This window comes from Neoroseomonas marina (assembly GCF_012927745.1).
GTDB classification, from domain to species: domain Bacteria; phylum Pseudomonadota; class Alphaproteobacteria; order Acetobacterales; family Acetobacteraceae; genus Neoroseomonas; species Neoroseomonas marina.
Map to the genome: position 1 here is coordinate 534,280 of NZ_JABBKX010000003.1, position 18,164 is coordinate 552,443.

17 protein-coding genes are annotated in these 18,164 nt (G+C 70.2%); 8 read left to right on the plus strand and 9 right to left on the minus strand.

Annotation, left to right across the window (positions count from 1 at the left end; translation table 11 throughout):
* The first annotated feature begins 91 nt into the window (after positions 1-91).
* From GWK16_RS12720 to GWK16_RS12735, 4 genes are all read left to right on the plus strand, one after another.
* Entirely contained in the window at positions 92-1,522 is a 1,431-nt protein-coding gene (locus GWK16_RS12720; RefSeq protein ID WP_170054325.1) for a cryptochrome/photolyase family protein, read from the plus strand.
* Positions 1,519-2,298 (plus strand): metallophosphoesterase, encoded by a 780-nt coding sequence (locus tag GWK16_RS12725; protein WP_170054326.1) that lies wholly within the window; start codon positions 1,519-1,521, stop codon positions 2,296-2,298. The genes GWK16_RS12720 and GWK16_RS12725 overlap by 4 nt, the downstream gene beginning before the upstream one ends.
* A gap of 41 nt (positions 2,299-2,339) precedes the next feature.
* A complete protein-coding gene (gene ppk2, locus GWK16_RS12730; RefSeq protein ID WP_211187343.1) occupies positions 2,340-3,305 on the plus strand; it encodes a polyphosphate kinase 2 in 966 nt (321 codons plus the stop codon).
* Between the two features lie 228 nt (positions 3,306-3,533).
* On the plus strand, positions 3,534-4,169 hold the full coding sequence (locus tag GWK16_RS12735; protein ID WP_170054328.1) for a papain-like cysteine protease family protein: 636 nt from the start codon (positions 3,534-3,536) through the stop codon (positions 4,167-4,169).
* Positions 4,170-4,207: 38 nt separating this feature from the next.
* Here the strand turns inward: GWK16_RS12735 and GWK16_RS12740 are convergent, their stop codons facing one another.
* Genes GWK16_RS12740 through GWK16_RS12755 form a run of 4 tightly spaced genes read right to left on the minus strand, consistent with a single transcriptional unit; the run spans position 4,208 to position 7,885 of the window.
* Positions 4,208-4,978: a creatininase family protein gene (locus GWK16_RS12740; protein WP_211187345.1), complete on the minus strand. Its 771-nt coding sequence runs from the start codon at positions 4,976-4,978 to the stop codon at positions 4,208-4,210.
* 47 nt (positions 4,979-5,025) lie between these two features.
* The gene (locus GWK16_RS12745) at positions 5,026-6,558 is read right to left on the minus strand and encodes a cryptochrome/photolyase family protein (RefSeq protein ID WP_170054329.1); all 1,533 of its coding nucleotides are present in this window, start codon (positions 6,556-6,558) and stop codon (positions 5,026-5,028) included.
* Positions 6,555-7,160 (minus strand): DUF6134 family protein, encoded by a 606-nt coding sequence (locus tag GWK16_RS12750; RefSeq protein ID WP_170054330.1) that lies wholly within the window; start codon positions 7,158-7,160, stop codon positions 6,555-6,557. Before GWK16_RS12750 ends, GWK16_RS12745 begins: the two co-directional genes overlap by 4 nt.
* Positions 7,160-7,885 (minus strand): SDR family NAD(P)-dependent oxidoreductase, encoded by a 726-nt coding sequence (locus tag GWK16_RS12755; RefSeq protein ID WP_170054331.1) that lies wholly within the window; start codon positions 7,883-7,885, stop codon positions 7,160-7,162. Before GWK16_RS12755 ends, GWK16_RS12750 begins: the two co-directional genes overlap by 1 nt.
* A gap of 112 nt (positions 7,886-7,997) precedes the next feature.
* Here GWK16_RS12755 and GWK16_RS12760 point away from each other — a divergent pair, with 112 nt between their 5' ends.
* From GWK16_RS12760 to GWK16_RS12775, 4 genes are all read left to right on the plus strand, one after another.
* Positions 7,998-8,531 (plus strand): SixA phosphatase family protein, encoded by a 534-nt coding sequence (locus tag GWK16_RS12760; RefSeq protein WP_170054332.1) that lies wholly within the window; start codon positions 7,998-8,000, stop codon positions 8,529-8,531.
* A gap of 8 nt (positions 8,532-8,539) precedes the next feature.
* Positions 8,540-10,114, plus strand: a complete 1,575-nt coding sequence (locus GWK16_RS12765; RefSeq protein ID WP_170054333.1) for a CYTH and CHAD domain-containing protein — start codon at positions 8,540-8,542, stop codon at positions 10,112-10,114.
* 150 nt (positions 10,115-10,264) lie between these two features.
* Positions 10,265-10,774: a thermonuclease family protein gene (locus GWK16_RS12770; RefSeq protein ID WP_170054334.1), complete on the plus strand. Its 510-nt coding sequence runs from the start codon at positions 10,265-10,267 to the stop codon at positions 10,772-10,774.
* A gap of 187 nt (positions 10,775-10,961) precedes the next feature.
* Positions 10,962-12,269, plus strand: coding sequence for a citrate synthase (locus GWK16_RS12775; RefSeq protein ID WP_170054335.1), 1,308 nt, complete (start codon positions 10,962-10,964; stop codon positions 12,267-12,269).
* 226 nt (positions 12,270-12,495) lie between these two features.
* Here GWK16_RS12775 and GWK16_RS12780 read toward each other — a convergent pair whose 3' ends face one another.
* From GWK16_RS12780 to GWK16_RS12800, 5 genes are read right to left on the minus strand one after another with little or no spacing between them, the layout of a single operon-like run.
* Positions 12,496-13,470 (minus strand): ABC transporter ATP-binding protein, encoded by a 975-nt coding sequence (locus GWK16_RS12780; RefSeq protein WP_170054336.1) that lies wholly within the window; start codon positions 13,468-13,470, stop codon positions 12,496-12,498.
* A 20-nt stretch (positions 13,471-13,490) separates the two neighbouring features.
* Positions 13,491-14,474, minus strand: a complete 984-nt coding sequence (locus tag GWK16_RS12785; RefSeq protein ID WP_170054337.1) for an ABC transporter ATP-binding protein — start codon at positions 14,472-14,474, stop codon at positions 13,491-13,493.
* Entirely contained in the window at positions 14,471-15,406 is a 936-nt protein-coding gene (locus tag GWK16_RS12790; RefSeq protein ID WP_170054338.1) for an ABC transporter permease, read from the minus strand. The genes GWK16_RS12785 and GWK16_RS12790 overlap by 4 nt, the downstream gene beginning before the upstream one ends.
* The gene (locus tag GWK16_RS12795) at positions 15,372-16,331 is read right to left on the minus strand and encodes an ABC transporter permease subunit (protein ID WP_170054339.1); all 960 of its coding nucleotides are present in this window, start codon (positions 16,329-16,331) and stop codon (positions 15,372-15,374) included. The genes GWK16_RS12790 and GWK16_RS12795 overlap by 35 nt, the downstream gene beginning before the upstream one ends.
* Positions 16,332-16,340: 9 nt before the next feature.
* Positions 16,341-18,137 carry a peptide ABC transporter substrate-binding protein gene (locus GWK16_RS12800; protein ID WP_170054340.1) on the minus strand — a complete coding sequence of 599 codons (1,797 nt, stop codon included), beginning with the start codon at positions 18,135-18,137 and terminating at the stop codon, positions 16,341-16,343.
* Positions 18,138-18,164 lie beyond the last annotated feature (27 nt).

Here is an 18,164-nt window from a genome sequence, read left to right on the forward strand (position 1 = left end):
CATCGACGGCGGGCCGCCCATGCGCGCCAGCGCATGTTGCAGACTCGCGACCACCCCGTGACGCACGCTCAGGACACCCCAGATTCGTCGCATGAGTGACCCTGCGATTCTCTGGTACCGCCAGGACCTCCGGCTGGCGGACAACCCGGCCCTCGCCGCCATCGGCGACCGGCCCGTGCTGCCAGTCTACATCCTCGAGGACGGCCCCTGGGCGCCCGGCGGCGCGGCGCGCTGGTGGCTGCACCACAGCCTGGCCGCCCTGTCGGCCTCCCTGGCCGCGGCGGGCACGCCGCTGCTGATCCTGCGCGGGGACCCGCGGCAGATCCTGCCCGGCCTGGCCGACGCGACCGGCGCGACCGAGGTCCATGCCGATCGCCGCACCGAACCGGCCGGACGTCGCTGCGACGCCGAGACACACGTGGCCCTCGACGCGACCGGTCGGCGCCTGGTCCTTCACCGGACGGCGCTGCTCCATGAGCCTCATCTGGTGCGGACCGGCAGCGGCGGTCCTTACGGCGTCTACACGCCCTTCTCCCGCGCGGTCTTCGCCCTGCTCGACGGCCTGCCGCCGCCGATCCCGGCGCCGACACGGCTTCGTCCGGCAACCGGGGCGCCGGCCGGCCTCGCTCTCGACGCGCTCGGCCTGCTGCCGAAGCCGCCGGTGCCGGATTGGGCCGCGGGTTTCCGCGATCACTGGCAACCCGGCGAGGCGGGCGCCGCCGCGCGCATGGCCGCGTTTCTCGAGGAGGGCCTCGACGGCTACGCCGCGCGGCGCAACGATCCCGGGGTGATCTGGGGAACCTCCGGCCTCTCTCCGCATCTGCATCTCGGCGAGATCTCGCCCCGCCAGGTCTGGCACGCGGCGCGGGACAGGGGCGGCCGCGGGCTCGAGACCTTCCTCAAGGAAGTGCTCTGGCGGGAATTCTCCCACCACCTGCTCTGGCACCGCCCGGAAATGCCCGAGACGCCGCTGCGGCCCGAGTTCGCCGCCTTCCCCTGGCGTCGCGACGCCGCGCTGCTGCGCGCCTGGCAGCAGGGCCGCACCGGCTTTCCGATCGTCGATGCCGGCATGCGCCAGCTCTGGCAAACCGGGTGGATGCACAACAGGGTCCGCATGATCGCCGCCTCCCTGCTCGTGAAGCACCTGCTGCAGCCGTGGCAGGACGGCGAGGCCTGGTTCTGGGACACGCTGGTCGATGCCGACCTCGCGGCGAACAGTGCCTCCTGGCAGTGGGTGGCGGGCTGCGGGGCGGATGCCGCGCCCTATTTCCGCATCTTCAACCCGGTACTGCAGGGCGAGAAGTTCGACGCGAACGGCGCCTATGTCCGTCGCTGGTGCCCCGAGCTGGCGAGGCTGCCGGACCGCTGGATCCATCGCGTGCACGAAGCGCCGGAGATCGTGCTGCGCGGTGCCGGCATCGTGCTGGGGAAGACCTATCCCGCGCCGATCGTCGACCTTGCCGAAGGGCGCGCCCGCGCACTCGCCGCCTTCGCGGAGATCAAGGGCGCGGACGCGGCATGATCGTCACGCCCGACAGCCTGCGCGCGGCCGGCTTCAAGGGCGTGCGCATCGTCGGCGACGTGCATGGGGACGTGCGCGGCTTCGCGGCCGCCGTGGCGGGCGCGGAGGCGGCCGGCCTCTACATCGTCCAGCTCGGCGACCTCACCGACCACGGCAGCGACGGCCCTGCCGTGCTGCGGATGATGTTCGACCTGGTGGAAGCCGAACGCGGTCTCTTCCTCCTCGGCAACCACGACCACAAGCTGCGCCGCGCCCTGGCGGGCGAGAAGATCCGCATCGAGGCCGCCGGGCTCGGCCGCACGCTGGACCAGATGGCTGCCGCGCCGGACGCTGCGGCGCTGCGCGAACGCGCCATGGTCCATATCGGCCGCGCACCGGCCTGGCTCCTGATCGGCCGGCTCTTCTGCGTGCATGCCGCTTTCCACGACGCGATGCTGCTGCATCCCGCCCCGCCGGATGCCGGGACACGCAAGGCGGAGGGACTGGTCGGCCGTGCGATCTTCGGCCAGGTGACCGGCGTGCGGGGCGCCGATGGCTTCCCGATCCGCCTCACCGGCTGGGTCGATCGCATTCCTCCGGGCCTGACCGTGCTGGTCGGGCACGACAACCGGTCCCGCGACGGGCGGCCGCTCATCCTCACCGGCGCGCGCGGGGGGCGTGCCATCTTCCTCGACACGGGCGCCGGCAAGGGCGGCGCGCTCGCCTGGCGGGATTTTCGCCTGGAGGAGGTCTTCGTTGATGCACCGCAAGGACACGCGGCCGCGATGACGGATTGATGACACAGCCGCCCTATCCCGGGCGCCGCCGTGGAGGTTGCATGGATCAGGAGACTCCCCCGAACGGCGCCGCCGAGGGCGCGCGTTCCATCACCGATGCCGCCGCAGCGCTCGCGACGCCCGAGAAGCGACCGCACCGGCCCGCCCGCGACGCCGAGGCGATCCGCCGCGCCTTCGAGACCGGCGCCTATCCCTACGCCACGCGGCTGACCGAGAAGGAGTACGTCGCCCGCATCATGCCGCTGCAGGTCGAGCTGCTGAAGGCGCAGAACTGGATCAAGACGGCGAATGAACGCATCACGGTGCTGTTCGAAGGCCGCGACGCCGCCGGCAAGGGCGGCACCATCAAGCGCTTCATGGAGCACCTGAACCCGCGCGGCGCGCGCATCGTAGCGCTCGAGAAGCCGTCCGACCAGGAACGGTCGCAATGGTACTTCCAGCGCTATGTGAAGCACCTGCCCTCGGGCGGCGAGATCGTGTTCTTCGATCGCTCCTGGTACAATCGCGCCGGCGTCGAGCGCGTGATGGGATTCTGCTCCGCCTCCGACTACCTCGAATTCATGCGCCAGGCGCCGGACCTCGAACGCATGCTGGTCCGCTCCGGCCTGCGCCTGTTCAAGTATTGGTTCAGCGTGACGCGCGACGAACAGCTGCGCCGATTCAAGGCACGCGAAACCGATCCGCTGAAGCAGTGGAAACTCTCGCCGATCGACAAGGCGAGCCTCGACAAGTGGGACGACTACACCGAGGCGAAGGAGGCGATGTTCTTCTATACCGACACCGCCGACGCCCCCTGGACGATCGTGAAGTCCGACGACAAGCGGCGCGCCCGGATCGAGGCGATGCGCCATTTCCTCTACAACCTGCGCTATGATGGCAAGGATGACGGCGTGGTGCACGAACCCGATCCGCTGATCGTCGGTTCGACGGCCCATGTCATCGGATCGAACGCGCATATCCTGGGCAAGACGCTGCATCCGGAACAGCGGCGGCGCGTGGCGCGGTAGCCCGATCCCACCTTGACGCCTGATCGTCTTGAGATTGATATCTTGCGGTCTTCGGTTGGACATCGAAGGCCGAGCGAGCAAGCCACGGACGTACTGTCGGGCAGGTGAGGCGCACGGCCGTTGCGATGGCTCTGGGCGGCGTCCTCCTTCCAACCGGCTCCTGGTTCGCGACGCGTCGGCCGTGGTTCAGCCCCCGCCGATCGTCGCCCGCATGGAGGATGAGTCGCCGTGGTCTATGAAGCTGGCAAATGGGTTCGCGAGAAGAATCGCGACGGGAACTGGTTCGAGTTCGTCCTGCAGAAGCGGGGCAATTCGTGCGGTCCCGCCTGCGTGCTGATCATGAAGCAGCTCTGGAACCCGGCGGCGCGATACCAGATCTCGGAAGATGTCTTCCGCGGGCTCGTCGCACTCGCCGAACGCGGGCGGCTCAACGCCGGCATATCGGCGATCAGCCGCAGTGCCGGCGGCCTGCACGACTGGACGCGGAATGGCTCCGAGGCCGCACCGCTGGTCCAGATCCTGAAGGCTCAACCGTCGCCCATCACGACGGCACGGACGGTCGCGGGGAACGCGGCCGCCGTTCTGGACGCTCTCCAGAAATCCTCCTCGAAGCGGCCCGCCATCGTCGGCTGGTGGTGGGGACGGCGCGGCGAGCGGTCCAACGGCGGACATTGGACCGTCTGCGTCGGTCCCACGAAGGACGGTCGCGACCTCACGATCCTGGATCCGTGGAATGGCATCCAGTACATCGGGAACCACAGGCAGTCGTTCTGGAACTACGTGTGCAACACCGACGCCGGCGTTTCGACCGGCTGGTTCGATCCGAACGATGCCAACGATCCGGCGGTGATCGCGACCTACTGACCCAAGGGCGCGCCGACGCCCGGCGCGCCCGTGCCTCTCTAGCCCCAGAGCCGCGCGTTGCCGAGTTCGTCGGCAATGCGTTCGGCCGCGGCGTCCAGCAGCGCCTCGCCCTTCGCCGCGGTCGCCGCGCGTGCGTCGCCGATCACGCCGGAGGGCGTGATCTCCTTGAACGACCGCCGGCGGATCATCGCCGCGGGCTGGCCCTCGGGGCGCGTCGAGTGCGGCCCGTGCGCCTCGGCCAGGCGGTCGGTGCGCACCGCCTCGGGCAGCAGGGCCATGACCATGGAGGTCTCGGCCTCGCAGGCGTGCAGCACGTTGGACTGGCGTTCGAGGATCGGCGCGAAGGCATCGCCGGCCAGGTGCCAATAGGTGCCGGCGGCGACCTTCAGGCCGAACTCCGTCTGGCATTCGCCGCCGGCGACGGCGACGGCCTCGGCATTGCCGCCATGGCCGTTGAGCAGCATCACCCGCTTGAAGCCCGCGCGCGCGGCGGACCGCACGACGCCCTTCAGCACCGCAGCGAAGGTGTCGTAGTCGAGCGTCACGGTGCCGCCGAAAGGCACGTGATGCTCGGCGAGGCCGGTCCACACGCAGGGCATGACCACGGCAGGCTTGCCGGCCGCGACCATGCGGCGCGCGACGCGCTGCGCGACGCCGCTGGCGCAGATGATGTCGACGCCCGTCGCGAGGTGCGGCCCATGCTGCTCGAGCGAGGCGACCGGGACGATGACGAGCGCATCCGCCGCCGCGTGGGCGTTGAGCTCCGCGAAGGTGAGCTTCATCCACTCGATCTCGGTATCCTGCGTCATGGCGTCCTCCGTCGTGCTGGGCCGGGCGGAGGATGGAACGCGCGCGGTCAGGCGTCGAGGGCGGCGAGGAACCGCGCCGCCTCGGCCCGCATCGCCGCGACCTTGCGCGGGTCCATCTTCGCCAGCGTCCGCAGCGGCATGGCCATCCGCGGGTTCGCGGCGAAGCGGTCCGCGTGGCGGGCGATGAAGTCCCAGTAGAGCGCGTTGAACGGACAGGCGCGCGGGCCGGTCGACTGCTTCGGGTCGTGCGCGCAGCCGCCGCAATAATCCGACATGCGGTTGATGTAGGCGCCCGAGGCCGCATAGGGCTTCGACGCCATTACCCCGCCATCGGCATGGATCGCCATGCCGTGGGTGTTGGGCAGTTCCACCCATTCGAAGGCGTCCGCGTAGACCGCGAGATACCAGGCATTGATCTCGGCCGGATCGATGCCGGCCAGCAGCGCGAAATTGCCGGTGACCATCAGGCGCTGGATGTGGTGCGCGTAGGCGAGGTCGCGCGTCTGCGCCACGGCCTGTTCGATGCAGCGCATCGTCGTCGGTGCACCCCAGTAGAAGCCCGGAAGCCGGCGGTCGGCACCGAGCGCGTTCTCCCGCGCATAGCCCGGCATCAAGTGCCAGTAGATGCCGCGGACATACTCCCGCCAGCCGAGGATCTGGCGGATGAAGCCCTCGGCGGCGTTGAGCGGCGCTTGCCCGTCGCGCCAGGCCTGTTCGGCTGCGCGGCAGGCCTCCATCGGATCGAGTAGACCGGTGTTGAGACTGGTCGAGACGAGGGAATGGAACAGCGTCGGCTGTCCCGTGGCCATCGCGTCCTGGTAGTCGCCGAACAGCGGCAGCCGGTCGCGGACGAAGGCGACCAGCGCGGCGCGCGCATCCTTCGCGGTGACGGGCCAAGAGAAGCCCTCGACGGCGCCGAAATGCGCGCCGAAGCGCGCGGCGACCAGGTCCATCACCTCGCGCGTGATCGCATCGGGCGCGAAGCGCGGCGGTTCCGGCGGCGTCAGGCCCTTGGGCAGGGCGGCGCGGTTCTCCGCATCGAAGTTCCACTTCCCGCCGGCGGGCTCGTCGCCGTCCATCAGCAGGCCGGTCTCGCGTCGCATCTCGCGGTAGAAGAATTCCATCCGGTACGACTTCCGCCCAGCCGCCCAGGCGCGGAAGCGCGGCAGGGAGCAGAGGAAGCGCGTATCCTCGCGGATCTCGACCGGAACGCCCGCCGCCTCCTCCCAGCCCAGCATGTCCTGCAGCGCGCGCCATTCGCCGGGATGCGTCGCGACGATGCGCGCGGGCCGGTGTCGGGCGAAGGCGCGCAAGACCTCCCCGCGGAAGGAGTGCGTGTTCGCCGGATCGTCGAGCCGCACCAGGTCCACCTGCACGCCACGCGCCGCGAGCGCCCGCGCGAAGTGCCGCATGGCCGACAGCACGAGGACGATCTTCTGCGGATGATGCGGGACATAGGTGCATTCGGCCTGCACCTCCATCATCAGCACCACGTCGCGCGCCGGATCGAGGCCGTCCAGCGACGCGATGTCGCGCGCGCACTGGTCACCCAGCACCACGCGCAGCGTGCCGCCGGTCATGCCGGGGCGTAGACGATGTCGGTGCCGTCGTCCCCGCGCGCGGAGAACCCCACCCAGCGCCCGGCCGCATCGAAGGCGACGGATGCCGTCACCTCCCCGCTGCACTGGAATTCGGGCCCGCCGGCGGCCCCGCGTCGTGTCTCCCAGGCGAGGTCCAGGGCGCGGCCCGTGGTGGTGCCGAACAGCGGCACGCGGCCGCCGAGGCGGCGCATCTCCCACCAGGACAGCGGCGCGGCGTCCTCGGGCAGGCGCTGCGGCCCCTCGGTTCCGTCGAGCAGCACGGCGCCGGCCACCCGTTCCCCGCGCACCTCCACGATGCGGCCGTTGCGGTTGAGGCGCGAAGTCACGCGGCGGAAGCGGCCGCCCTCCGTCACCTCTTCGTAGCGATGCTCATAGCGGTAGACGACGATGCCGAAGACCCGTGGCGCGATCACCAGGTCCGAGGTCGCGACGCGTTCCGCCCCGCGCGTCGCGAAGCGCACCGTGTGCGTGCCCACGGCCTCGCCCTTGCGGAGGATGCGGAAGGCGATGTCGCCCTCCGCCGCGCGCGCCGGCCAGGCGAGCAGCGCCGCGGGCAAGGCGATCGCGTCGCGCCGCTGCATCAGCCGCGGCTCCGCACGGTCGACCGGCCGCCGTCCACGGCAAAGACCTGCCCGGTGATCCAGCCCGCGGCGGGGGAGAGCAGGAAATCGGCGAGGGCCGCCGAATCCTCGCCCTCGCCCAGGCGCGGGATGGGGTGTTGTTTCGCGATCGCCTCGGCCATCTGTGCATTCCCGGTCAGCGGCGCCGCCATGGCGCTGCGCGTCAACGAGGGGGCGATGCAGTTCACCCGCACCGCCGGTGCCAGCTCGGCGGCGAGTGCCACCGTCAGCCCCTCGACCGCCGCCTTGGCGGCGGCGATGGCGGCATGGTTGGGGAAGCCGGCCCGCGCGGCAACCGTCGAGAACAGCACCACCGACCCCTTTGCCGCGACAAGGGCGTCCTGCGCCGCCTGCACCGCGATCGCCGCGCCGAGCGCGTTCAGCCGGAAGGCATCAAGGAAATCCGCCTCCCGCGTCCGCTTCAGCGGCTTCAGCGCGATCGACCCGGCGCAATAGGCCAGGCCCGAAACGGACGGCCCGGCCGCGGCGACGGCGGCATGCAACGCCGCCGCGTCCATTGCGTCCGCCACCACGGCGAGGCTGCCCGGCAGCCCCGCCGCCAGCGCAGCAACCCGTTCGGGGTCGCGGGCCACCAGCACGACACGGTCCCCCTGTGCCGCGCGTCGCCGCGCCAGCGCCGCGCCTACCGCCCCCGTCGCGCCCACCACGATGACCGTTCCCGACATGCAACCCTCGATCGCCGACCGTCCGCGCGAGATGGTGGCGGCGCGCGGAAGCGGGAGGGGTCCCGCGCCGCCCGCGACAGGACGCGCGCGCCGTGGCAGGATGCGCGGCGACATGCGTCAGCTCCTTCTTCTCCGGCACGCGAAATCCTCCTGGGACGACCCGTCCCTTCCCGATCATGCCCGCCCGCTGAACGCCCGCGGGCGACGGGCCGCACAGGCCATGGCCGGCGCCATGCGCGACCTCGGCCTGTCGCCGGACGTGGTGCTGGTCTCCTCGGCGCGGCGCACGCTGCAGACGCTCGAGGCGATATCGCCCTTCCCCGACAGCCCACTCGTCGAGCCGATGGACGACATCTACCTGGCACCCTGGCCGCGGCTCCTCGACATCCTGCGCCGCGCGCCCGAGACGGCGCGCAGCATCATGCTGATCGGCCACAATCCCGGTCTGCAGGACCTCGCTTTGGCGCTGGTCGGCGCGGCGGGCATGGCGTCCGGCCCGGCCTCGGCCCGACGCATGGCGGACGGCTTCCCGACCTGCGCGCTGGCCGAATTCTCGATTGCCACGCCATGGCACGACCTCGGCGACGGGGGTGGCCGGCTGGTGCGCTTCCTGGTGCCGGCCGACCTGCCGGAGATGGCCCTGTGATCTCCGCCATGGCAGCCGGCCGCGCAACCCGCCAAACGGAGGGCGAGGCGGAAGCCCACACCGGCGACCCGCCCCCGCCGGAACCGGACGCCCGATCGCCTGAGGCGCTCACCCTCGACTTCACCCTGCCCGTCGAGGCCGCGGAGCGCCTGACCCGCCTGCCCTTCCTCCAGACCCACCGCAGCGACCGGGCACGGCCCACGACGGCGGAGACGGTGTGGCTCGACACGGCCGACGGCGCGCTCGCGGCCGCCGGGCTGACCGTCGCCGCGCCGAAGCGGGGCCCGCGCGTCCTGGTCCGTACGCTGCCCGAACCTGCGGCGGCCTGGCACCCCGGCATGCCGCCCGAGGTCCTGCGTCCGCTCGCCGCCGATGAGACGCCGGCCCAGGCCGGAGACGGCCCGCTCGTCGCCGTCGCCGCCTTCACGGGGCGCCGCCTGGCCTTTCGCCTCGGACTTGCGGGGGAGACGGTCGACGGCGTCCTGCTGGTCGGCCGGTTGCGCTGCGTCGCGGCGGAACGCCCCACCGCGCGACTTTCGCTGACGGGCACGCTGCCGGCCGTGCTGGCGGCGGCCAACGGCATCGCTGCGACCGTCCCGCTGCTGCCGCCGCTCGCCTGCCTCGCCGAGGAAGGCCGCGCGCTGGCCACCGGCACCGATGCGCGACCCCATCGGCTCGGCCCTCCCGATACCTCGGGCGCCGACACGGTCGAGGACGCCTTCCTGCGTGCCGCCGGCCACCTGATCGAGGTCATTCGCCAGCAATCCGCCCGCATACGCCAGGACGGCGGGCCGGAGGCGGTGCACCAGACACGGGTCGCCCTGCGCCGCCTCCGATCCGTGCTGCGCGTCTTCCGGGCGGCAACGGACGGACCGCCCCTGCGCGCACTCGACGCCCGCCTGCGGGAGGTGCTCTCGGTGCTCGGCCCGGCACGGGACTGGGATGTGTTCATCGGCGGCATCGGCCGTCAGGTCAGCACGGCCTTCCCCGATGAGACGCGCATCGCCGCCCTGCTCCGCGCCGCCAAAGGGCGTCGGCATGCGGCGTATGAGGCGGTGCTCGCCATGCTCGACGGGCCGGCGTGGCGCATGTTGCTGATCGACGCGACGGGGACACTCCTGGCCCGCCCCTGGCGCGAGGAGGCATCCAGCGAGGCTCTTGCGGCGCTCGAAGCGCGGGTCGGGGAGTTCGCCCGCAGCATCCTGGACCGCCGCTGGCACCGGCTGCGTCGCGCCGGCGAGGATTTCGAGCAATTGTCGTCCGAGGCGCTGCACGAGCTCCGCCTGGACGGCAAGCGCCTGCGCTACGCGGCCGAGGTGTTCGCGCCCGTCTTCGGCCCGAAGGCGGCACGACGCTTCCTGCGCCGTGTTGCCGCGTTGCAGGAAGGCCTCGGCATCGCCAACGACGCGGCCGTGGCGCGAGGCCTCGCGCGGAGCCTCATCGGGCAGGGCCAGGCGGGCCGGATGTGGGCTGCGGGCGTCATCGAAGGGTGGTGCGAAGCCCGCGTCGCGGACCATCGCGGCGACGCCCTGGAGGCGTGGGAGCGGCTGAGCGGCAAGGATCGTTTCTGGTCAGGCGACTAGCGACGCTTCCTCTCATCGCGTTGACGATGACGATCAAATTTTGTCGGAACAGGCTGCAACGGCGGGTTGCAGATGGCGTTTCGTCGCGATAGCCATCGCACCGTGCTTGAACGACGGCGCATCTTCAAAGGCCGCAGGAACCGTCCGCGTATGAGCGGCACGGCGCTCCTGCTTTCCGCAGCGATCGCCCTGCCGGTGATCGCGGCAGTTGCGGTGCCGTCGAACCTCTTCGGTTCCGCGCCCACCAGCCGCGAATGGCATGCCGAAGCGCATGCGATCCGCATCGTGGATGGCGAGACGATCGGGCTCGGCGACAAGATCGTGCGGCTGGCCGGTGTGGCCGCGCCGACACGCGGCGAGGATTGCCGCGGCCGCGGCGGTGAGGTCTTCGACTGCGGCGCCGCGTCCGCCGCCGCGCTGATGCGGCTCATCTCCGGACGCCCCGTGACCTGCCGCATCGTCGGCCAGGACGGGTTCGGCCGCGGGCTCGGCCAGTGCGACGCGGCGGGTGCCGATCTCAATCGCTCTCTCGTCCGCGGCGGCTTCGCGATCGCGAGCAGCGGCGTTTTGCGCAACGAGGAAAGCCTCGCCCGCGGCGCCGCGCAGGGCCTCTGGGCGAACGGCGCCGGCGCGCCGCCGGCCTGGCGCCTGCGCGACTAGCATCCCGTTCCGCCGCTTGTGCAACGCATGACCCGGATGTCATGCGTCGAACCCGCGGACCGCCTCCATCCTCCCGGTCATTCCGCCGCGTTTGCCAAGCCAGGGTGACGGCCGTTATCTTGCGGTGCATCAAACAGGCGGGGCCGCCCCTCAGCACCCCGCCCGAACGCCCCGAGGAACTCCCCACATGAGCAGCAAGGCCACCGGCTCCATCACCGTCACGATGGAGGGCTCCAACAAGAGCGCGACATTGCCGCTGCTCGGCGGGACGCTCGGCCCGCAGGTCGCCGACATCCGCAAGCTCTACAACGAGCTCGGCATCTTCACCTACGATCCCGGCTACGGCGCGACCGCGTCCTGCGAGAGCACGATCACCTACATCGACGGCGACGCCGGCGTGCTGCTCTACCGCGGCTACCCGATCGAGCAGCTGGCCGAGAAGTCCTCCTTCCTCGAGGTCGCCTACCTGCTCCTGAACGGCGAGTTGCCGACCGCGGCGCAGTATGCCGAATTCGACAAGGGTGTTACGCGCCACACCATGCTGCACGAGCAGCTGCGCCGCTTCTTCGACGGCTTCCGCCGTGACGCGCACCCGATGGCGGTGATGTGCGGCGTGGTCGGCGCGATGGCCGCCTTCTACCACGACAACCTCGATATCAACGATCCGGAGCAGCGCCGCATCGCGGCCTTCCGCCTGATCGCGAAGGTGCCGACCATCGCGGCCTGGGCCTACAAGTACTCGATCGGCCAGCCCTTCATGTATCCGCGCAACGACCTCGGCTACGCGGAGAACTTCCTCTACATGCTGAACGGCGTGCCGGCCGAGGAATACGTCAACAACCCGATCCTCTCGCGCGCCATGGATCGCATCCTGATCCTGCACGCGGACCACGAGCAGAACGCCTCGACCTCGACGGTACGCCTGGCGGGTTCGACGGGCGCGAACCCCTTCGCCTGCATCGCCGCCGGCATCGCCGCCCTGTGGGGCCCTGCGCATGGCGGCGCGAACGAGGCGGTGCTGAAGATGCTCGCGGAGATCGGCAAGCCCGAGAACATCCCGGCCTTCATCAGCGAGGTGAAGGACAAGAACTCCCACACCAAGCTCATGGGCTTCGGTCACCGGGTCTACAAGAACTTCGACCCGCGCGCGAAGATCATGAAGGAGACCTGCCACGAGGTCCTCGCCGAGCTTGGCATCAAGGACGAGCCGCTGCTCGACATGGCGATCGAGATGGAACGGATCGCGCTGACCGACGAGTACTTCGTGTCGCGCAAGCTGTACCCGAACGTGGACTTCTATTCGGGCATCATCCTCAAGGCGATGGGCATCCCGACCTCGATGTTCACCGTGCTGTTCGCGGTGGCGCGCACCGTCGGCTGGGTGAGCCAGTGGAAGGAACTGATCGAGGACCCGTCCCAGCGCATCGGCCGCCCGCGCCAGATCTACACCGGCGCGGCAGCGCGCGACTTCGTCGCGATCGACAAGCGGGGCTGAGGTTGTCGCCGGAGGGGCCCTGCCCCTCCGGACCACCCCGCCAAAGGCCCAAAGGCCCTTGGAACCCGTCAGATGGCCGGTTGGCGGAAGGGCACCGAGCGACCGCAATGCGCGGATCGCCTTCGGTGCCCTTCCGCCAACCGGCCATTGAACTATTGGTGTCCAGAGGCCTTTCGGCCTCTGGTGGGGTGAGCGCGAGAGGGGCAAGGCCCCTCTCGCTACGCCCTCACCCGCGCTTGTGACACGCCACCCAGTGCCCGGGCTTCGCTTCGCGGAATTCGGGTGAGGTGGTGTCGCACAGCCCCTTTTCCGCGATCGGGCAGCGCGTGTGGAAGCGACAGCCGGAGGGCGGGTTCAGCGGGCTCGGGATGTCGCCCTGGAGGCGGATGCGTTCGCGCTTGATCGTCGGGTCCGGGATCGGCACAGCCGAAAGCAGCGCTTCCGTGTAGGGATGCAGCGGGTCCGTGTAGAGGTCGCGCGAGGGCGCGATCTCCACGATGCGCCCGAGATACATCACCGCGACGCGGTCGCTGATGTGCTCCACGACCGACAGGTCGTGCGCGATGAACAGGAAGGAGAGGCCGAACTTCTCCTGCAGATCCTCGAGCAGGTTGATGACCTGCGCCTGGATCGAGACGTCGAGGGCGGAGACCGGCTCGTCGCAGATGATGAGCTTGGGCGAGACGGCGAGCGCGCGCGCGATCCCGATGCGCTGGCGCTGTCCGCCCGAGAATTCGTGCGGGAACCGCGTCATGTGATCCGGCCGGAGGCCGACCGTGGTCAGCAGTTCCGCCACCTTCTCGTCCCGCTCGCGGCGATTCTTCGCGAGGCCGTGGATCTCCAGCGCCTCCCCGATGATGGCCGAGACGGTCATCCGCGGGTTCAGCGAGGCGAAGGGGTCCTGGAAGATGATCTGCATGTCGCGGCGGATCGCCGCGAGGTCCCGGCCGTTCAGCGCGCGCACGTCGCGCCCTTCGAAGACCACCTCGCCCGAGGTCGGCTCGATCAGCCGCAGGATGCAGCGGCCCGTGGTGGACTTGCCGCAGCCGGATTCGCCCACCAGGCCGAGCGTCTCCCCCTGGTCCAGGTCGAAACCCACGCCGTCGACGGCGTGCACATGGTCGACGACGCGCCGCAGCAGTCCACCGCGCACCGGGAACTGCTTGACCAGGTTGCGAACGGAGAGCAGCGGCGTCTGCATCGGCGGTTCCTTCGCGGCGCTCACAGGATGCAGGCCACCTTGTGGCCGGGTGCGACCTCGCGCAGCGGCGGCTCGGCCGCGGTGCAGGCGTCGGTGGCGAAGCGGCAGCGCGCGGCGAAGCGGCACCCGACCGGCGGATGCAGCAGGTTCGGCACCGTGCCCGGAATCGCCTCGAGCCGCTGCCGGTGCGTCGCGGCGAGATCGAGGCGCGGGATCGAGCGGATCAGCCCCTGCGTATAAGGATGGCGCGGATTGCCGAAGAGCTCCCGCACCGGCGCCTCCTCGACCACCTTGCCGGCGTACATGACGACGACGCGCTGGGCGACCTCGGCCACCACGCCCATGGCATGGGTGATGAGCATCACCGCCATGCCGAGCCGTTCCTTCATCTCGGCCAGCAGGTCGAGGATCTGCGCCTGGATGGTGACGTCGAGGGCGGTGGTCGGTTCGTCCGCGATCAGCAGTTGCGGGTTGCAGGACAGGGCCATGGCGATCATCACGCGCTGGCGCATGCCGCCCGAGAACTGGTGCGGATAATCGTTCGCGCGCCGCGCGGCGTTGGGGATGTGCACCAGGCTCAGCATCTCCTTCGCGCGGTCCATCGCCGCGCGCTTGCCGAGGCCTTCCTGCTGACGCACCACCTCCGCGATCTGCTCGCCCACCGTGTAGACGGGATTGAGCGAGGTCATCGGCTCCTGGAAGACGATCGCGATCTCCTTGGCGCGGATCGGCCGCATCGCATCGCCCTTGAGCGGCACGAGGTCCCTGCCCTGCCACAGGATCTGCCCGCCGGCGATCTTGCCCGGCGGCATGGCGATCAGCTTCAGCACCGTCATCGCCGTGACGGTCTTGCCGCAGCCTGATTCGCCGACGACGCAGACCGTCTCCTTGCGGCCGACATCGATGCTCACGCCGTCGACGGCGCGGACCATGCCGTCGTCGGTGGCAAAATGGACCTTGAGGTCGCGGATGGAGAGCAGCGGGTCCGCCGCGGTCGCGCTCATGCCGAGATGATCCGGCGCGGATCCAGCGCGTCGCGCAGGCCGTCGCCGATGTAGTTGATCGACAGCACCGTCAGGAAGATCGCCATGCCCGGGAACAGCGCCCAGTGCGGCGCGAAGTCGAGGTTGTCCTTGGCGTCGAACAGCAGCCGCCCCCAGGTCGGCACGTCCGGCGGGAAGCCGAGGCCGAGGAAGGACAGCGTCGATTCCGCGAGGATCGCCGCCGCGACGTCGATCGACGCGGCCACGATCACCGGCCCCAGCGCATTGGGCAGGATGTGGCGCAGCACCAGCCGCCCGCGGGAGGCGCCGAGGGCGCGCGCCGCCTCGACGAATTCCTTCTCGCGCAGCGACAGGAACTGCGCACGCACCAGCCGCGCCACCGGCATCCAGCGGAAGCCGCCGATCACCGCGACGATGAGGATGAAGACGCCCAGTTCCAGCCCCACCAGCCCCGTCAGCGTGTCGCGGAACAGGTAGATGATCAGCAGCAGCAGCGGCAGTTGCGGCAGGGAGAGGAACAGGTCCGTCAGCCACATCAGGGCGACGTCCACCTTCCCGCCCGCCATGCCGGCCACCGCGCCGACCAGCACGCCGACGAAGATCGCGACCGCCATGGCCGCGAAGCCGACCGCGAGGGAGATCCGCCCACCATAGAGGATGCGCGCCAGCAGGTCCTGTCCGAGGTCGTCCGTGCCGAGCGGATGTGCCCAGGACGGCCCCTGCAGCCGGGCGGTGAAGTCGATCTCGTCGATCGGCACCGACCAGACGAATGGACCGACCACGACGGCGAGGATCAGCGCCAGCAGCACCACGCCGCTGGCCACCGCCAGCCGGTGCTTGCGGAAGCGCCGCCAGGCTTCCTGCCAGGGCCCGATGTGCCGGCGTTCGGCGGCGGGGCTAGCGGAAGCTGATGCGAGGGTCGAGCCAGCCATAGAGCACGTCCGCCAGCAGGTTGAAGAGGATGACGAGGCCCGCGAAGACGAAGGTGACCGCCATGATCACCGGCGTGTCGTTGGCGAGGATGGCGCTGATCAGCAGCGATCCGATGCCGGGCACGCGGAAGATCTGCTCGGTCACGATGGCGCCGCCGAAGACGGCAGGCATCTGCAGCGCGACCAGGGTCACCACCGGGATCATCGCGTTGCGCACGATGTGCTTCAGCGTGATCCGCGCTTCCGACAGGCCCTTCGACCGCGCCGTCGTCACGTGGTCGAGCCGCACCACGTCGAGCACGGCCGACCGCACGAAGCGCGTCCAGGCCGCGCCCTGGAACAGGCCGAGCACCAGGACGGGCATGATCGACTGGCGGATCATCTCCCACCACCACTTCCAGCCCGTCGCCTCGATGTTCGTGCGGAACACGAAGGGCAGCCAGTCGAGGTGGATGGAGAAGAACATGATCAGCAGCAGGCCGGTGAAGAAGGTCGGCAGGGAGAAGCCGACGAAGGCCAGCGTGTTCGCGATCTGGTCGAAGATCGAATAGGGCCGCGTCGCCGCGAAGACGCCGACCGGCAGGGCGATCGCCAGCGCCAGCACCTGCGACGCGCCGATCACGGCGACCGTGGTCGGCAGGCGCTGCAGGATCAGCTGGTCGACCGGGATGCGGCTGACGAAGGAAAAGCCCCAGTCGCCGCGCAGCATCGCGCTCAGCCAGTGCAGGTAGCGCAGGTAGACCGGGTCATCGAGCCCGAGGCTCGCCCGCAGTGCCGCGCGGACATCGGGCGGCACGGCGGGGTTGGTCGCGAGTTCCTCGAACGGATCCCCGGGCGCGAGCGCGAGGACGGTGAACAGCACCACGCTGATCCCGAGCAGGCTCGGGATCGCGATCAGCAGGCGCCGGGTGACGTACTGGAGCACGCGCGACGATCAGGCTTCGCGGGTCCAGTCGTTCAGGTACCACAAGGTCAGATCCCAGGCGCTGAGCACGGGCCGGAGACTGTTGACGCTCGCGCTCACGGTCGGGCGCTTCACCAGCGGGATGATGTGGTTGCTGCCGACCACCAGGTCGTTCAGCCGGATGAACATCGCCGCGCGCTTGACCGGGTCGAGCTCGCCCTGCGCCTCGCGGAAGATGCGGTCGTATTCCTCGCTGCGCCAGCGGACGATGTTGCGGCCCTGCCAATTGTTCGCCTTGGAGGAGATTTCCCACGAGACATACTGGTTCATGAACCGCTCGGGGTCGGCCTGCGGCATCGTCGTCGTGTACATCTGCATGTCGGCGTAGAACTTCGTGTAGGTGTCGGGATTGGCGACATCCGACGAGAAGAACACCGACGCGGTGACCGACTTCAGCTCGAGCTCGATGCCCGCGCGCTGCGCCGCCTGCTTGTAGATCGCCTGGGTGCGCTGGCGCGGCGCGTTGACCGAGGTCTGGTAGACGAACTTCAGCCGCACGCCGTCCTTGGCCCGGATGCCGTCGCGCCCGCGGGCCCAACCGGCGGCGTCGAGCAGCTCGTTCGCCTTCTGGATGCTGAACTCCCAGCGCAGGTTCGGCGAGCGGAAGCGCGGCGGGTTGTTCAGGAAGTTCGCCGTCGCCGGCCCGCCACGCCCGTAGATGAACTGCTCGAGCGCGTTGCGGTCGATCAGCAGCGCCATCGCCTGGCGCACCGCCGGATCGCGGAAGGCCGGGTGCTGCGTCCGGATCGAGGCGCGCTCGCCGTCGACCTCCTGGTTCGGATCGGTCGCATTGAGCTGGACGAACTCGATGCTGCCGCCGTCGACGATGTTGACCTTGCCGCGCCCGGCCGATTCCAGCCGCTTCAGGATCTCGTCCTCGACCTGCATGTTCCAGGCGTAGTCGTAGTCGCCGGTCTGCAGCACGGCGCGCGCGGCCGAGACCGCATCGCCCCCGCCCTTGACCTCGAGCGTGTCGAAGTAGGGGCGGTTGTTCATGTGGTAGTTCGGGTTCAGCTCCGCGCGCAGGTTGTCGCCCGGCGCGAAGGAGACGAACTTGTAGGCGCTGGTGCCCACCGGCCGCAGGTTGGCCGGCGCGTCGCGGGAATTGCCGCCCGCGAAGTCCTTGAACTGGTGCTTGGGAACGATCTGCCCGGTGACGCCCACGAAGGCGTCCGCCCAGAACGGGGTCGGCTGCTGGAATTCGACGCGCACCGTGTAGTCGTCGACCTTCACGACATTGACGTCGCGATAGGATCCCGACGTCACCGCCGCGACGGCGGGATTGCGGGAATATTCCCAGTTGAAGACGACGTCGTCGGCCGAGAAATCCTGCCCGTCGTGCCACTTCACGCCGCGCTTCAGCTTCCAGGTCACGGAACGGCCGTCCGCGGCGAGGCCGCCATTCTCGACGGAGGGGACCTCGGCGGCGAGGATCGGCACCAGCGTCCCGTCGGTCGCCCAGCCGGCGAGCGGCTCGTAGAAGACGCGGCTCGCATCCTGGTTGGTCGTGCCGGCCGCGAAATGCGGGTTCAGCAGCGTCGCCGCCTGCCAATAGAGGATCTTGAGCTGCCCGCCGCCCCCGCGCCGGGTGGGCTTGTACTCCGGCACCGACTGCGCCGCGGCAGGCGCGGCGCCGGCGATCGCCAGGATCTGCGTCGCCATCGGGGCGGTGAGGCCCACTGCCGCCATGCGCCGCACGAAGCCGCGCCGCGACAGCCGGCCATCCTTCACGCGCGCGATAAGGCCGCGAAGATCGTCCTCGGTCATGCCCACTTCTCCCAGTCGGCGCCTGGC

What these genes read in the sequence shown, in the direction of transcription:
- ppk2 (WP_211187343.1), top strand. Translation starts at nt 2,340, where the DNA reads ATGGATCAGGAGACTCCCCCGAACGGCGCCGCCGAGGGCGCGCGTTCC.
- GWK16_RS12770 (WP_170054334.1), top strand. Translation starts at nt 10,265, where the DNA reads ATGAGCGGCACGGCGCTCCTGCTTTCCGCAGCGATCGCCCTGCCGGTG.
- GWK16_RS12720 (WP_170054325.1), top strand. Translation starts at nt 92, where the DNA reads ATGAGTGACCCTGCGATTCTCTGGTACCGCCAGGACCTCCGGCTGGCG.
- GWK16_RS12740 (WP_211187345.1), bottom strand. Translation starts at nt 4,978, where the DNA reads ATGACGCAGGATACCGAGATCGAGTGGATGAAGCTCACCTTCGCGGAG.
- GWK16_RS12790 (WP_170054338.1), bottom strand. Translation starts at nt 15,406, where the DNA reads ATGGCTGGCTCGACCCTCGCATCAGCTTCCGCTAGCCCCGCCGCCGAA.
- GWK16_RS12780 (WP_170054336.1), bottom strand. Translation starts at nt 13,470, where the DNA reads ATGCAGACGCCGCTGCTCTCCGTTCGCAACCTGGTCAAGCAGTTCCCG.
- GWK16_RS12785 (WP_170054337.1), bottom strand. Translation starts at nt 14,474, where the DNA reads ATGAGCGCGACCGCGGCGGACCCGCTGCTCTCCATCCGCGACCTCAAG.
- GWK16_RS12745 (WP_170054329.1), bottom strand. Translation starts at nt 6,558, where the DNA reads ATGACCGGCGGCACGCTGCGCGTGGTGCTGGGTGACCAGTGCGCGCGC.
- GWK16_RS12800 (WP_170054340.1), bottom strand. Translation starts at nt 18,137, where the DNA reads ATGACCGAGGACGATCTTCGCGGCCTTATCGCGCGCGTGAAGGATGGC.
- GWK16_RS12750 (WP_170054330.1), bottom strand. Translation starts at nt 7,160, where the DNA reads ATGCAGCGGCGCGACGCGATCGCCTTGCCCGCGGCGCTGCTCGCCTGG.
- GWK16_RS12755 (WP_170054331.1), bottom strand. Translation starts at nt 7,885, where the DNA reads ATGTCGGGAACGGTCATCGTGGTGGGCGCGACGGGGGCGGTAGGCGCG.
- GWK16_RS12725 (WP_170054326.1), top strand. Translation starts at nt 1,519, where the DNA reads ATGATCGTCACGCCCGACAGCCTGCGCGCGGCCGGCTTCAAGGGCGTG.
- GWK16_RS12775 (WP_170054335.1), top strand. Translation starts at nt 10,962, where the DNA reads ATGAGCAGCAAGGCCACCGGCTCCATCACCGTCACGATGGAGGGCTCC.
- GWK16_RS12760 (WP_170054332.1), top strand. Translation starts at nt 7,998, where the DNA reads ATGCGTCAGCTCCTTCTTCTCCGGCACGCGAAATCCTCCTGGGACGAC.
- GWK16_RS12765 (WP_170054333.1), top strand. Translation starts at nt 8,540, where the DNA reads ATGGCAGCCGGCCGCGCAACCCGCCAAACGGAGGGCGAGGCGGAAGCC.